General features: G+C 69.3%; 2 protein-coding genes. One reads left to right on the top strand and one right to left on the bottom strand.

Annotation, left to right across the window (positions count from 1 at the left end):
• Positions 1-73 precede the first annotated feature (73 nt).
• A complete protein-coding gene (locus tag EET10_RS16470; protein ID WP_122502320.1) occupies positions 74-10,216 on the bottom strand; it encodes a PPE family protein in 10,143 nt (3,380 codons plus the stop codon).
• A 440-nt stretch (positions 10,217-10,656) separates the two neighbouring features.
• Between EET10_RS16470 and EET10_RS16465 the strand changes: the two genes are divergently transcribed.
• Positions 10,657-16,488, top strand: coding sequence for a PE family protein (locus tag EET10_RS16465; protein WP_099187417.1), 5,832 nt, complete (start codon positions 10,657-10,659; stop codon positions 16,486-16,488).
• The last annotated feature ends 53 nt before the right edge of the window (positions 16,489-16,541 follow it).

The following is a 16,541-nucleotide window of genomic DNA, read 5'->3' as shown; positions in this document are numbered from 1 at the left end:
CGTGCCGACTACTCCGCCGAGGCGGCACCACGAATCGTCGATGGCCCGCCGGCACAGCCCTGCCCGACCGCCGTTACGGCACGAAGACGTCGTTGAAGACTCCCGAGAGGTTGGTGCCAACGTTTCCGATACCGGAGTCGAAGGCGGCCTGTGTCAGATCCAGGGTGCTCGTGTTGAAAAAGCCCGACATGGTGTTGCCCAGGTTCGCGAAGCCCGATTCCAGCCCGCCGTAGTTGAGGTAGCCCGAGTTTCCGGTTCCGCCGGCGTTGCCCAGGCCCGACGAGTCCGCGACAGCGTTTGCCAGCCCCGACACCGACCCGGGTGCGGAATTGAAGAGGCCCGAGGCGCCGCCCCCGCCGGAGTTGAAGAAGCCCGACGACGGGTCGGTGGTCGAATTGAAGAATCCCGGGCTCTGCTGGTAGGCGAATCCGAAGGTGTAGGGACCTAGGGTTCCGCTGCCCGGCAGATCAAATGTCTGGGTGATGGTTTCGTCTACCGGGGTTGCCGCGAGCAAAGTGTACGGACCGAGTGCCCAGCCGCCGACGCTGTCGTCGTACAAGGTTGTTGTGATGGTGGTGCAGTACCCCAGGAAGCAGATGGTCTGCTGTAGTTGGACCTTTATGGGGATGCTGGAAATGTGGAACAATTCCTGGTTAATTTCATTGACGTTGCCGCTGATCGGTATCTCGATGGGGGCATTCACGTCGTAGTGCCAGGGGATTTCGGGAATGGTCGAGGAGTAAGAAATGGTAATCAGGCCCTGATAATCGCCCCGCCACCAGAAGCCGTTGCTGTAGTTGCCCGAAATGAACGCGCCGGTGTCGACGTTGCCCGAGTTCGCAATGCCCGTGTTGGAGTTGCCGGTGTTGGCCAGGCCGGTGTTGTAGCTACCCGGGTTGAACAGGCCGGTGTTGGCGTTGCCCGGGTTGAAGCTGCCGGTGTTGGTGGCGCCGGTGTTGTAGCTGCCGGTGTTGTAGCTGCCCGCGTTGGCGATGCCGGTGTTGGCCAGGCCGGAGTTGAACCAGCCGGTGTTGGTGCTGCCCGTGTTACCGATGCCGGTGTTGTAGTTGCCGGAGTTGCCGATGCCCCAGTTGCCGGTGCCGGAGTTGGCGATGCCGACGTTGTCGGTGCCGGAGTTGAACAGGCCGATGTTGCCGTTGCCGGAGTTCAGGGCGCCGAACCCGGTCTTGCCGTCGCCGGTGAGGCCGATGCCGATGTTGCCGTTGCCGGTGTTGCCGAAGCCGATGTTGGCGTCGCCGGTGTTGCCGGCGCCGATGTTGTGGTTGCCGGTGTTGGCGAGGCCGACGTTGTGGACGGCGGCCGTCAGCGCGGGGCCGGTGTTGGCGAACCCGATATTGGCGCTGCCGATATTGCCGCTACCGAAATTGGTGCTGCCGAGGTTGCCGCTGCCGACGTTGAGGTCGCCGATATTTCCGCTGCCCAGGTTGACGTTGCCGATGTTGGCGCTGCCCAGGTTGACGTCGCCGACGTTTGCAAAGCCCACGTTCCCGGCGCCAATGTTTGCCAGACCCGCGTTGAAGGCCGTCGCGGTGGGGCCGTCGCGAAGCACGCCGGCGAGGTCGGTGCCGATGCTCGCGATACCGGAGACATTGGCCGGCGACGTCAGGCCCACGGTGCCGGTGTTGTACAGACCCGAGATGGTGTTGCCGAAGTTGGCCAGGCCCGACTGCAGTGATCCGTAGTTGAGGTAGCCCGAGTTTCCCGCGATTACGGACGAGACGTTCCACACGCCTGAATTGTTGGCGCCGAAGTTGGCGAAGCCCGATGCGCTGCCGGCTCCGGCGTTGAAGAAGCCCGACGACGGGCTGGTGGTCGCATTGCCGAATCCGGGCGCCGCCGCGATGTCGATGATCGGGATGTTGATGGGGCCCAGACCGCCGGTGCCACTGATGTTTATCACCGTCGAGCCGTCGGGGTTACCCACGTTGAGTGCCACCGTCGGTTGGTCGCCGAAGCTAATGACGATGGGGTCTCCGGTCTGCGCGCCATAGACACTGACGGGGCCGATGGAGCCGATGACTTTGCCGCCGATGCCGTCGTCCAAGCCGCTGAACGAGACCTTGGGAATGGTGACGGCATTGATCTCGATGTCGGTGATGCTGACGGTGATCGGTATGTCGACGGGGATCTCGACATTGAAGAATGCGGGGATCTCGGGAACGGTGATCGCGTAGTAAGCACCGATCAGGCCCTGGCTGTCGCCGCGCCACCATAAGCCGTTGTCCATGTTGCCGGTGTTGAAGGCGCCGGTGTCGATGTTGCCGGTGTTGGCGAGGCCGGTGTTGTAGCTGCCGAGGTTGAACAGGCCGGTGTTGGTGTTGCCGGGGTTGAAGCTGCCGGTGTTGGTGGCGCCGGTGTTGTAGCTGCCGGTGTTGTAGCTGCCGATGTTGGCGATGCCGGTGTTGGCCAGCCCGGCGTTGAACCAGCCGGTGTTGGTGTTGCCGGCGTTGGCCAGGCCGGTGTTGTGGTTGCCGGAGTTGGCGATGCCCCAGTTGCCGGTGCCGGAGTTGGCGATGCCGATGTTGTCGGTGCCGGAGTTGAACAGGCCGATGTTGCCGTTGCCGGAGTTCAGCGCGCCGACCCCGGTCTGGCCGTTACCGGTGAGCCCGATGCCGATGTTGCCGTTGCCGGTGTTGCCGAGGCCGATGTTGCCGTCGCCGGTGTTGCCGGCGCCGACGTTGTGGCTGCCGGTGTTGCCGAGACCGACGTTGCCGTCACCGGTGTGGGCGAAGCCGATATTGCCGCTGCCGATATTGCCGCTACCGAAGTTGGTGCTGCCGAGGTTGCCGCTGCCGAGGTTGAGGTCGCCGATATTCCCGCTGCCCAGGTTGTACTCCCCGGTATTGCCGAAGCCCACGTTGAGTTGGCCGGCGTTTGCCAGGCCCAGGTTGAGGACGCGTCCGGCCGGGATGGTGCTGTTGTGGAACACGCCGGCCAGGTTGGTGCCGATGTTCGCCAAGCCGGAGAGGTTGCCCGGTGCTGTGAGCCCTAGGGTGCTGGTGTTGTAGATGCCCGAGACGGTGTTGCCGACGTTGGCCAGGCCCGATTCCAGGGAGCCGACGTTGCGGTAACCCGAGACGCCCGAGTCGGCGAGGTTGCGGAAGCCCGAACTGTCGGCGCCGGCGTTGCCGAAGCCCGATGCGCTGCCGGTGCCGGAGTTGAAGAACCCCGACGACGGGCTGGCTGTCGAATTTCCGAAACCCGGGGCCGCCGGGATGTCGATGAACGTGATGTCGATGGGGCCCAGGCCGCTGGTGATGGTGATGGGTATCGACGTATCGGGTCCGCCGATGAGGGCGTCGACCGCGAGCCCATTACCGCTGAGGGCCGGAATGGATATGGTGTCGAAGGTGATGCTGAGGTAGGACGAGCCCAGGACGCTGACGGTAACCGGTTGAATGGCGAACGGGTTGACGAGAATATTGCCGGCATCCAGATTGATCGGGATATTGATCGGAATTGCTATACCCATGTTCAGGACCGGGAATTCGGGGATATAAATTCCGGCGTGGAAGCCGTATAGGCCCTGGTAGTCGCCGCGCCAGAAAAAGCCATTGCTGTAATTGCCGGCGATGAAGGCGCCGGTGTCGACATTACCCGTGTTGGCCAGGCCGGTGTTGTAGTCGCCCGTGTTGGCCACGCCGGTGTTGTAGCCGCCGGTGTTCGCCAGGCCGGTGTTGGTGTTGCCGGTGTTGTAGCTGCCCGTGTTGTAGCTGCCGGGGTTGGCGATACCCGTGTTGGTGCTGCCGGTGTTGTAGACGCCGGTGTTGTAGGCGCCGGCGTTGGCGATGCCGGTGTTGCCGGTGCCCGGATTCCACAGACCGGTGTTGTGGTCGCCGGCGTTCTCGACGCCGGTGTTGGCGGTGCCGGGATTCCCGATGCCGATGTTGCCGGTGCCGGAGTTTCCGATGCCGATGTTTCCGTTTCCGGAGTTGAACAGCCCGACATTTCCGGTGCCGGAATTAAACAAGCCGATGTTGTCGCTGCCCGAGTTCAGCGTGCCGATCCCGACTTTGCCGTTGCCGGACAGCCCGATGCCGATGTTGTTGCTGCCGGTGTTGGCAAAGCCGATATTGAAGTCGCCGGTGTTCGCGAAGCCGGTATTGCCGTCGCCCGCGTTCGTCACCCCCAGGTTGTGATCGCCCACGTTGGCTGGGCCCACGTTGTCGTCGCCCAGATTTGCGGAGCCGAAATTGTGCAGGCCATGGCTACCGAAGCCGACGTTGAAGCTGCCGATGTTTGCGCCGCCGACGTTGTGGTCGCCGACGTTTCCGCTACCGACGTTGAGATCGCCGACGTTGCCGCTGCCCACATTGAGGCTGCCGTCGTTGGCGACGCCCAGGTTGGAGATAGCGAAGTTGCCGAAGAAACCCGCGAGGTCGGAGCCGACATTGGCGACGCCGGAGACATTGGACGGCGTCCCGAGGTCCACCGTGCTGGTATTGAGCAGACCCGACACGGTGTTGCCGAAGTTCGCCATGCCCGAGACCAGGTCGCCGACATTCTTGTAGCCCGAGATACCCGCGCTGCCGGAGGCGTTGAAGAGGCCGGAGTTGTTGGGGCCGACGTTGGCGAACCCCGACGAGCTGCCGGTACCGGAGTTGAAGAAGCCCGACGACGGGATGGTGGTCGAGTTCCCGAAGCCCGGGGCCGCTGGAATGTCGATGACCGGGATCGCGATGGGGCCGATGCCGCCGCTGCCGGTGATGTCGATCGCGGTGGTCGGACCGCTGATGGTGGCATTGACCGGCGGCAGCGAGATGACGATATCCGAGACCGTGAGGGGACCAATGCTGATGGCCTGGGTGGTTCCGGAATCCAGCACGGTGATATCGGCGGTGTACTTGGGAATGGTGAAACCCTCGATGGTCAGGAGGCCGAACGTCGCGCTGATCGGAATATCGATGGGGATTTGCACGCCAAGGTTCACCGGAATGGCGGTGTCCGGTATATAGATCGTGTAGTTGTAGCCGACCAGGCCCTGGTAATCGCCCCGCCAGAGAATGCCGTTGTCGTAACTTCCGGAATTGAAGAAGCCGGTGTCGACGTTGCCCGAGTTGGCCAATCCCGTGTTATAGCTGCCGGTGTTCGAGTAGCCCGTGTTGTAGGAGCCCGGGTTGAAGCCGGCGGTGTTGAAGCTGCCGGCGTTGAAGCTGCCGGTGTTGTAGTCGCCCGTGTTGCCGATGCCCGAGTTGACGTTGCCCGCGTTCCAGAGCCCGGTATTGACCATTCCAGCGTTAGCCAGGCCCGTGTTGGTGCTGCCGCTGTTGCGGATGCCCCAGTTCCCGGTGCCGGAGTTTGCGATGCCGACGTTGCCGGTGCCGGAGTTGAACAGGCCGACATTGTCGGTGCCGGAGTTGAACAAGCCGGTGTTGCCGCTGCCCGAGTTGAGCGCGCCGATCCCGACTTTGCCGTTGCCGGTGAGCCCGATGCCGATGTTGTTGCTGCCGGTGTTGGCAAGGCCGATATTGTCGTCACCGGTGTTGGCAAAACCGGTATTGGCGGTGCCCGCGTTTGCGAAACCGCGGTTGTCGTCGCCGAAGTTTGCCGGGCCGATGTTGTCGTTGCCGAGGTTTGCCGAGCCGACGTTATGCAGTCCATGGCTGCCGAGGCCGACGTTGAAGCTGCCGATGTTTGCGCCTCCGAAGTTGTGGCTGCCGACGTTGGCGCTGCCGACGTTGTAGTCGCCGACGTTTCCGCTGCCGACGTTGTAGTCGCCGACGTTGCCGAATCCCACGTTCAACGTGCCGGTATTGCCCAGCCCCACGTTGAACGTCGTCATCCCGGCCGTGCTGTCGCGGTAGAGCCCGGCGAGGTTGGTACCGATATTGGCGAAGCCCGAGACGTCAGCCGGCGTCGCGAGGTCCAGGGTGCTCGTGTTCAGGAATCCCGACACGGTGTTGCCCAGGTTCGCCATGCCCGAGACCAGGTCGCCGACGTTCTTGTAGCCCGAGCTCCCCGAGGAGGCGTTCAGCAAACCCGAGTTGTTGGCGCCGAAGTTGGCGAAGCCCGATGCGGTGCCGGTGCCGGCATTGAAGAACCCCGACGACGGGCTGGTTGTCGAGTTTCCGAATCCCGGGGCGCCACCGATATCGATGATCGTCCAATCGGCGGGACCCAGGCTGGCGAACGCGGGGATCACGATCGCAGTCGAACCGTCAGACCTGCCGATCTGAATTGCCGGCGTGGGGCCGGTAGCCGAAATCGGCGGAATGGTCAGCGAATTGACCGTGCCCTGCAACACCGGGATGGGACCGAGTGTGACGGTGGTACCGAACGGGATGTCCTCGATCGTTATCCCGTGGTAGACGGTGGTGGTGAAGCTCGCCTTGATGGGGACATCGATCGGAATGGTTGCGACGACGTTCAACGGGATTTCGGGAATATGGATCGCGTAGTGCAAGCCGATCAGGCCCTGGCTGTCGCCGCGCCACCATAAGCCGTTGTCCATGTTGCCGGTGTTGAAGGCGCCGGTGTCGATGTTGCCGGTGTTGGCGAGGCCGGTGTTGTAGCTGCCGAGGTTGAACAGGCCGGTGTTGGTGTTGCCGGGGTTGAAGCTGCCGGTGTTGGTGGCGCCGGTGTTGTAGCTGCCGGTGTTGTAGCTGCCGATGTTGGCGATGCCGGTGTTGGCCAGCCCGGTGTTGAACCAGCCGGTGTTGGTGTTGCCGGCGTTGGCCAGGCCGGTGTTGTGGTTGCCGGAGTTGGCGATGCCCCAGTTGCCGGTGCCGGAGTTGGCGATGCCGATGTTGTCGGTGCCGGAGTTGAACAGGCCGATGTTGCCGTTGCCGGAGTTCAGCGCGCCGACCCCGGTCTGGCCGTTACCGGTGAGCCCGATGCCGATGTTGCCGTTGCCGGTGTTGCCGAGGCCGATGTTGGCGTCGCCGGTGTTGCCGGCGCCGATGTTGTGGCTGCCGGTGTTGGCGAGGCCGACGTCGTGGACCGCCGCGGTCAGCGAGGGACCGGTGTTGGCGAACCCGATATTGTCGCTGCCGATATTGCCGCTACCGAGGTTGGTGTTGCCGAGGTTGCCGCTGCCGAGGTTGAGGTCGCCGAGGTTGCCGCTGCCCAGGTTGTAGTCCCCGGTATTGCCGAAGCCGACGTTCAACGCGCCGATGTTTGCCAGGCCCGCGTTGAACACCGTCCCGGTCGCGCTGTCGCGCAGCCCACCGGCCAGGTTGGTGCCGATGTTGGCGTAGCCGGAGAGGTTGCCCGGTGCTGTGAGCCCTTGGGTGCTGGTGTTGTAGGCGCCCGAGATGGCATTGCCCCAATTGGACAGGCCCGATTCCAGGGAGCCGACATTGCGGTAACCCGAGACGCCCCCGCTGCCGACGGACAGGTTGCGGAAGCCCGAATTGTTGGCGCCGGCGTTGCCGAAGCCCGATGCGCTGCCGGTGCCGGAGTTGAAGAACCCCGACGATGGGCTGGCTGTCGAATTTCCGAAACCCGGGGCGGCCGGGATGTCGATGATCTGGATCGTCCCGCCCTGTAAGGCGCCGATGACCGTGGCATCGATGGATGTAGCCGGGCCGCCGATGTCGATGGTCACCGTGGGACCGGTGACCGTCGATGACGAGATGGTGACCGGTCCCAGATAGAAGTCGCCGTCGAGGAAGTATGTCTTGGGATAGGTGTAGCCCGGGATGGTGTATTCCTGACCGCCGACCACCATTGTTTGATTGATGGGATTGGCGGACTCGACGTCGATGGGGACGGTGGGAATATCGATGGCCAGATGGGCGCTGATCTGGCCCTGGTTGTCGCCGGTCACGAATAAGCCGTTACTGTAGTTTCCGGTGTTGAATGCGCCGGTGTCGACATTTCCCGGGTTGAAGTACCCCGTGTCGAAATTGCCAGGGTTGAATCCGCCCGTATTGTGCTGGCCGGTGTTATAGCTGCCGGTATTGGTGCTGCCCGCGTTGACGAAGCCGGTGTTATAGCTGCCCGCGTTGCTCAGACCCGTGTTGGTGCTGCCCGCGTTGGCGACGCCGGTGTTGAAGGTGCCGGTGTTGTCGATTCCGGTATTTCCGGTGCCGGTGTTCCCGATGCCCCAGTTTCCGGTGCCCGAGTTTCCGATGCCGATGTTGCCGGTGCCGGAGTTCAACAAGCCGACGTTACCGGTGCCGGAGTTGAACAAGCCAAGGTTGCCGCCGCCCGAGTTCAGTGCACCGAACCCGACTTCGCCGTTGCCGGACAGCCCGATGCCGATGTTGTTGTTTCCGGTGTTGGCAAAACCGACGTTGAAGTCGCCGGTGTTGGCGAAGCCAACATTGGAGTTGCCGGCGTTCCAGAAGCCCCGATTGTGGGTGCCGACGTTTCCCGGGCCGATGTTGTAGTCGCCCAGATTTCCGGAGCCGAAGTTGTCGATACCGATGCTTGCGAAGCCGAGGTTGCCGTCGCCAATGTTGCCGCTGCCGATGTTGGTGCTGCCGATGTTGCCGCCGCCGAGGTTGGTGTTGCCGATATTTCCCCGGCCGATATTGCTGTTGCCGACGTTGCCGCTGCCGAAGTTGGAGTCGCCGATGTTGGCGTTGCCGATGTTGGCGCCCCCGTGGTTGGCGAAGCCGAGGTTCAGCGACGACGGGCCGCCGCGCAAGCCCGACAGGTCACTGCCGGTGTTGAGGACACCGGAGACAACGGCCGGCACGGCGACATTCAACAGGCTTTCGTTGAACGCGCCCGAGACAGTGTTGCCCGAGTTCACCAGGCCCGATTCCAGCGCGCCGGCGTTGTGGTAGCCCGAGATTCCGACGTCCGATGCGTTGAAGAAGCCCGAATTGTTGACACCGGAATTGGCGAAACCCGATGCACTACCGGACCCGATGTTGAAAAAACCCGACGACGGCATGTCGGTGGAGTTGCCGAAACCCGGAGCCATCAGGCCCTGATAATCTCCTCGCCACAACAGGCCGTTGCTGTAATTACCCGAGATCAATGCGCCGGTGTCGACGTTGCCGGTATTTGCTACGCCGGTGTTGTAGTCGCCCCTGTTCAGCAAGCCGGTGTTGTAGCTGCCGCCGTTGAAGGCGCCCGTGTTGGTGCTGCCCGGGTTGTAGCTACCCGTGTTGTAGTTGCCCGCGTTCGCGATACCGGTATTGGCCACACCCGAGTTGAACAAGCCGGTGTTTGCTTCACCCGAGTTGCCGATGCCGGTGTTGTAGCTGTTGCCCGAGTTGCCAACGCCCCAGTTTCCGGTTCCCGAGTTCCCTATGCCGACGTTTCCGGTGCCCGAGTTGAACAGGCCGACATTGCCGGTGCCCGAGTTCAGGCCGCCGAGACCGGTCCCGCCGTCGCCGGTCAGCCCGATACCGATGTTTCCGTCACCGGTGTTGCCGAAGCCGATGTTTTCGTTACCCGTGTTGCCGAAGCCGATGTTGGTGCTGCCCGTATTGCCCCACCCGATGTTGCGGCTGGCCGCGGTCAGCGAGGGGCCGGTGTTGCCGAACCCGAGGTTCGTGTTGCCGACATTTCCGCTGCCGATATTGGTGCTGCCGATGTTCGCAGAACCGATATTGAAGCTGCCGATGTTGCCATTGCCGACGTTTCCGCTGCCCACATTGGCGAATCCCAGGTTCAAGCCTGCCCTACCGAGCGGGTCGACGACGGTCTGGGCGGGGTTGGCCGAGCTCGTACCGGCTAACCCCGCACCGGACCCTGGTCCGGGCAGGCCCGCCAGCGCCTGCAGTGTCGGGGGGAATGGGGTCAACACCGCGGCGACCGCCGACGCCTCGGCGTGGTAGCCGAACATTGCGGCCACATCCTGGGCCCACATCTGCTCATACTCGGCCTCGACAGCGGCGATCGCCGGGGCGTTGTGGCCCAACACGTTCCAGGCCACCAGCCGTAGCAGCCGGGCCCTGTTGAGCGAGATGATCGCCGGATGCACCGTTGCCGCTCGCGCAGCCTCGAACGCGGCTGCCGCTAACCGGGCTTGGGCGGCTGCCTGCTCGGCCTGCACTGTCACCGCGTTCAACCAGCCCACATAGGTTGCGGCCGCGTCGGCCATCGCCGCCGAGGCCGGGCCCTGCCACGACGAACCGGCCAGCCCGGAGGTCAGCGATGCGAACGCGACTGCGGACGAGCTCAGCTCGGCGGCTAACCCCTGCCAGGCCGCCGCCGTCGCCAGCATCGGCGCCGACCCCGCGCCGGCAAACATCCGCGCCGAATTGTGCTCCGGCGGCAACCCCGCGAAATCCATCACATCTCCCTAAGCCGAAGCAGATGGCGGTGCCGCACCGGCGGGCGGTCCGCCGGTATCTCTGCGGGCCGGTGGTGTCTCGGCCGAGATTGCTCAGCGACGCCAGGCGGTATCACCGCAATTCATAGTGAAATTCGAGCAATCCGCAACCGGCCTCCAGCTCGATTCCCTCCCGGGGCGGTGTTGACCGCGGAGCCGGGTCCGGATACGTCATGTTCATGAAACATACAGCGCCACATCATGTTTCGATGCCCGGCGTGGTCTCGTCGGAACTCCCGCCGGGAGTCGACGGCTGCGTTGTCCTCCCCCAATAGGGGGAGAAATTTTCAACCCTCGAATCCGCCTTTTGGCCGAGGGCACTGCGGCCTGAATGGGGCGATGGTGATGGGTGGAGTACTGGCTCGGTAGCCAAAGGCGCTCGGACAAAGGGGATCGACGTGATGTCGTTCGTGGTGGCTAGCCCGGAGGTAGTGGCCGCGGCAGCGGCTGATGTCGTACGGATCGGTTCGGCGCTGCGTTCAGCAAATGCGGCGGCAGCGACTCCGACGATCGCGGTGTCGGCCCCGGGTGCCGATGAGGTCTCGGCGGCGGTGGCGTCGCTGTTTTCCAGTCATGGCCAGGCCTATCAGAGTCTGAGCGCTCGCATGACGGCGTATCACGACCAGTTCGTGCGGACCCTTAGGTCGAGTGCGGATGCCTATGCCGGTGCCGAAGCCGCTAATGTGTCGCCTTTGCAAACCGCGGGGCAGGGTCTGCTCACCGTGATCAATGCGCCCACCGAGGCGTTGGTGGGGCGCCCGTTGGTCGGTAACGGCGCCGATGGGGCCAGTGGGCCGGTGGGGCAGCCGGGCCAGGCGGGCGGGATCTTGTACGGCGACGGCGGAAATGGCGGCAATAGCAGCGCTCCCGGAGCGGCGGGGGGCGCCGGCGGGTCGGCCGGGCTGATCGGCCACGGCGGCGCGGGCGGTGCCGGCGGGGTCGGCGGGGCCGGCGGGACGGGCGGTCGTGGCGGGTGGTTGGTCGGTTCGGGCGGTGCCGGCGGACTCGGCGGTGCGGGCGGCGGTTACGGCGGCCACGGCGGCTACGCCCCGCTGGTCGGAAACGGCGGCCAAGGCGGCGCCGGCGGGAGCGACGCCGGCGGGTACGGCGGCCACGGCGGTACCGGGGGTCGCGGCGGCGTGGTGTTCGGTTCCGGCGGGTCGGGCGGCGCCGGTGGGGCTGGCGGCGTGGCTGGTGGCGCCGGCGGCGATGGGGGGAACGCGGCGTTGATCGGTCTCGGCGGTGCCGGTGGTGCCGGGGGCGACGGTGCGGGCGGTGCGGCCGGGGTGTCCGGTGGCGCGGGGGGTGCCGGCGGCACCGGTGGAAACGGTGGTGTGTTCGGCTTCGGCGGCCATGGCGGTGCCGGCGGCGATGGCGGCGCCGGTGGCGCGGGCGAGGCGGCTCTCGCGGGTCAGCAGGGCGGCATGGGCGCCACCGGTGGTGCCGCCGGTGCGGGCGGAGCCGGGGGTCGCGCGATCATCGGACTCGCCGGCGACGGTGGCCACGGCGGTTCCGGCGGTGCCGGCGGCATCGGCGGGACGGGCGGCAACCCCGTGACCCTGGGCGCCCAAGGCGGGCAGGGCGGCACCGGGGGTACCGGCGGGGCGGCCGGCGCCGGTGGCGCGGCCGGAGGATTTGGCGGCAACGCGGGCAGCGCGGGCCGAGGCGGTGTCGGTGGCCAGGGTGGCACCGGCGGCACCGGAGGCGCCGGCCAAGCCGGCACCAGTGACCCGAGCGCGCCCACCGCGGGCCTGCAGGGTGGTCAAGGTGGCGATGGCGGTGCCGGCGGCGCCGGCGGTGCGGGCGTTGGCGGGGCCGGCGGCGGCGCCGGTGGGCAGGGCGGCGTTGGCGGGCAGGGCGGTTACGGCGGCAGCGGCGGCGCCAACACCGGAAGCGGCGCCGGCAGCGGCGCCGCGGGTGGACAGGGCGGTACCGGCGGTGCCGCCGGGGCCGGTGGCTCCGGGACCGATGGCGGGGCGGCCGGCGCGATTGGCGTCGGTGGACAAGGCGGCATCGGCGGCACCGGTGGGAGCGGGGCCAGCGGCCTAGCCGGCACCTCCGGCGTCTCGCCGACCGCCGGTGGCCAGGGCAGCCAAGGCGGCGACGGTGGCCAAGGCGGCGCCGGCGGCGCCGGTATCGGCGGGGTCGGGGGCGGGGCCGGCGGTCAGGGCGGCGTTGGCGGGCAGGGCGGCGTCGGCGGCACCGGCGGCGCCAATACCGGCAACAGCGGCGGCAGCGGGGCTGATGGCGGCCAGGGCGGCATCGGTGGCGCGGCCGGGGCAGCCGGTTCGGGAACCGACGGCGGGGCGGCCGGCGTGGCCGGCACCGGCGGGCAGGGCGGCGCCGGTGGTACCGGCGGGGCCGGCGGCACCGGCGCAACCGCCGCGACACGGTCCGACACCGGCTCCGCCGGCGGTCAGGGCGGCACCGGTGGTGCCGGCGGCCAGGGCGGCGCGGGTAACGGAGGCATCAACGGCTCCGGCGGAGCCGGTGGCGACGGCGGCCGCGGGGGCCAGGGCGGCACCGGTTACGCCGACGACGGAACCAACAGCGCCACCGCCGGCGGGACGGGCGGTACCGGTGGCACGGGCGGGACCGGCGGTGCGGTCGGCACGGGTGGCGCTGGCGGGAGCGCCGGCGCGGCCGGTGCCGGCGGCGACGGCGGCCGGGGTGGTCAGGGCGGCGTCAGCACCACCTTCGGCGACACCGCCGGTCAAGGGGGCCAGGGCGGTCAAGGAGGCCAAGGTGGCCAGGGCGCGCTCGGTCCGGCGTCGGGCATCGGCCACGCCGGCGGCCAGGGCGGCCAGGGCGGCCAAGGCGGCCAGGGCGGTAACGCCGCCAACGGCGCCAACAACGGCGCCGGCGGCCGGGGCGGTGACGGCGGCGCCGGCGGCACCGGCGGGTCGGGCTACAACGACGACGGCGCCAACAACGCAGGCACCGGCGGCACCGGCGGGACAGGGGGACAAGGCGGTGCCGGCGGCACGACGGGCACCGGCGGCTTCCCGGGACAGAATGTCGGCCAGGGCGGCCAAGGCGGTGCCGGCGGCCAAGGGGGCCAGGGAGGGGCCACCACCATCATTGGTCACGCCGCCGGCGACGGCGGGCAGGGCGGACAGGGTGGCCAAGGCGGCAACGGGGCCAATGGTGTGCGGCCCAACGTCGCCAACACCGGCGGCCTAGGCGGTCAAGGCGGGGCCGGCGGCCAGGGCGGCGACGGCGGCAGCGCCGTCGCCGGAGCGACCAATGGCAGCGGCGGACACGGCGGTCAGGGCGGTCGCGGCGGCACCGGAGGCGCCGGCTACAACGACGACGGTGGTTACAACGCGACCGACGGCGGTGCCGGAGGTACTGGAGGCCAAGGCGGCGCCGGGGGTGCCGCGGGGACGGGCGGCACCGGTGGCGCGGCGGGCGCCGCGGGCACCGGTGGCACCGGCGGCACCGGCGGTGATGGCGGCGCCGGCAAGGCAGCCAGAGCCAGCGCGTCGCCCTTCGAGGGTGGCTGGGGCGCGGCGGGCGGCGCCGGTGGACAAGGCGGTGCCGGGGGCGCGGGCGTGGGCGGAGTCGGCGGTGGCCAAGGCGGGCAGGGCGGCGTCGGTGGACACGGTGGCGCCGGCGGCGCCGGCGGCAACAACACCGGAACCAGCAGCGGCACCGGCGGTGCGGGCGGTCAAGGTGGTACCGGTGGCGCCGCGGGTGCCGGCGGCGCCGGCACCGACGGCGGCGCGGCCGGCGCGAACGGCACCGCCGGGGACGGCGGGGATGGGGGCGCTGGCGGCAAGGGTAGCGCCGGTCAAGCCGGCACCTCCGGCGCTTCGCCTACCGACGGCAGTCCGGGTGGCCAAGGCGGCGCCGGTGGTCAGGGCGGTACCGGCGGTGCAGGTATCGGTGGTGTCGGTGGTGGTGATGGTGGTCGGGGCGGCGCCGGCGGCCAAGGGGGCGTCGGCGGTGCCGGCGGCACCAACACCGGAACCAGCGGCGGCAACGGCGCCAACGGCGGCCAGGGCGGCTTCGGCGGGGCCGCCGGCGCGGGCGGCTCTGCCACCGATGGCGGCGCCACGGGCGCGAACGGTGCCGGCGGCAACGGCGGAGCGGGCGGGGCGGGCGGCAACGGCGGTGTTGGCCAGGCCGGCACCTCCGGCGCTTCGCCTACCGCCGGTGGCCAGGGCGGTACCGGCGGCAAAGGCGGCAAAGGCGGTGACGGCGGTGCGGGCATCGGCGGGGTCGGCGGCGGCCAAGGTGCCCAGGGCGGCGCCGGCGGCCAAGGGGGCGTCGGTGGCGCCGGCGGCGCCAACACCGGGACCAGCGGCGGTGACGGCGCCGACGGCGGCAAGGGCGGAACCGGAGGCCTCTCCGGCAGCGGTGGCTCGGGGACCGACGCTGGTCTGAACGGTGCGGACGGTGTCGGCGGCAAGGGCGGCACCGGCGGCACCGGCGGCAACGGCGGCACTGGTCAAGCCGGCACATCGGGCAGTGTTCCGACCGCCGGCGAGACGGGCGGCAGGGGCGGCGCCGGCGGCCAGGGCGGCGACGGCGGTGCGGCTCCCGGCAACGTCTTGGGCGGCCAAGGTGGTCAAGGTGGCGTCGGCGGCCAAGGCGGCGCCGGCGGCACCGGCGGCACGAACACCGGAGCCAGCGGTGGCTACGGGGCCGACGGTGGTCAAGGCGGTGCAGGCGGCGCCGCGGGCGCCGGCGGCGCTGGGAGCGGTAACGGCGCGAACGGGGCGATCGGCACCGGCGGCAAGGGCGGCACCGGCGGCGCCGGCGGCAGCGGCGGCACCGGTCAAGCCGGCACGTCCGGCAGCGTTCCGACCGCGGGTGGCCAGGGCGGTGGCGGCGGCGCCGGCGGCCAAGGCGGTGCCGGCGGTGCGGGTATCGGTGGCGTCGGCGGTGGTAAAGGGGGCCAGGGCGGGGTCGGTGGCACCGGCGGCACCGGTGGCGCCGGCGGCACGAACACCGGTACCGGGATCGACGCAGCGGGTGCCAACGGCGGCAAAGGCGGCACCGGCGGAGCCGCCGGAGCTGCCGGCTCCGGAACCGATGGCGGGGCGGCCGGGGCGATCGGCACCGGCGGCAAAGGCGGCGCCGGCGGCACCGGCGGTAACGGGGGCATCGGCCAAGCCGGCAGCTCCGGAACCACCCCGACCGCCGGCGGTCAGGGCGGCCGTGGCGGCGCCGGCGGCCAGGGCGGTGACGGCGGTGCGGGCATCGGGGGAGTCGGCGGCGGTCAAGGAGGCCAGGGCGGCATCGGCGGCCAAGGCGGCACCGGCGGGGCAGGCGGCAACAACACCGGAACGGGGATCAACGCCGCCGGCGCCGACGGCGGCAAGGGCGGCACGGGTGGCGTCGCCGGAGCTGCCGGTTCCGGAACCGACGGCGGCGCCGCCGGCGCGGTCGGCACCGGCGGCAAAGGCGGAACCGGCGGGGCGGGCGGCAACGGCGGCGTTGGCCAGGCCGGCACGTCCAGCCCCTCGCCGACCGCCGGTGGCCAGGGCGCCGCCGGCGGCCGGGGCGGTCAGGGCGGTGACGGCGGCGCGGGCATCATCGGCGGCATCGGCGGCGGCCAAGGCGGCACCGGGGGCGCCGGTGGCCAGGGCGGCACCGGGGGGCCCGGCGGCAACAACACCAGCAGCAGCACCGCTAACGGAGCAGCCGGTGGTCGGGGCGGCAGCGGCGGAGCCGCCGGAACCGGAGGGGTCGGCGGAGACGGCGGCGGCACCGGCGGCATCGGCGGGCAAGGCGGGGCCGGCGGCACCGGCGGCACCGGCGGCTCCGGCAGCGTCAGCGGCACCGGCGGTAGTGGCGGTGCCGGCGGCACCGCGGGCGCCGGCGGGGTCGGCGGTGCCGGCGCCTCCAACGGCATCGGCAACGCCGGCACCGGCGGCACCGGTGGGACGGGCGGCAGTGGCGGCACCGGCGGCCACGGCGGGTTCGGAAACGGCACCAAGAACAGCGCGGGCGCCGGCGGCAAAGGCGGCGACGCGGCTATCGGCGGCATCGGCGGCGTCGGCGGCAATGCAGTGTTCGGCGTCGGCGGTACCGGCGGCACCGGCGGCACCGGCGGCAATGGTGGCACCGGCGGTGACGGCGGTGGCGGGTTCGGAAGCGTCGGCACCAGTGGCGGCGGCGGAAGCGCGGGCGCGGCGCCGCTGGGTTCCACGGGCGGCGCGGGTGGCGGTGGCGGCTCCGCCGGCACCGGCGGCGCCGGTGCTCCCGCCGGATCACCCTTCTGATCACCACTGGCGGGTGGCCGGGCCATCGCTGTTTGCAGCGCTCGGGCTACCGG

The organism is Mycobacterium pseudokansasii (assembly GCF_900566075.1).
GTDB classification, from domain to species: domain Bacteria; phylum Actinomycetota; class Actinomycetes; order Mycobacteriales; family Mycobacteriaceae; genus Mycobacterium; species Mycobacterium pseudokansasii.
This window is presented reverse-complemented; position numbering and strand designations above follow the sequence as displayed.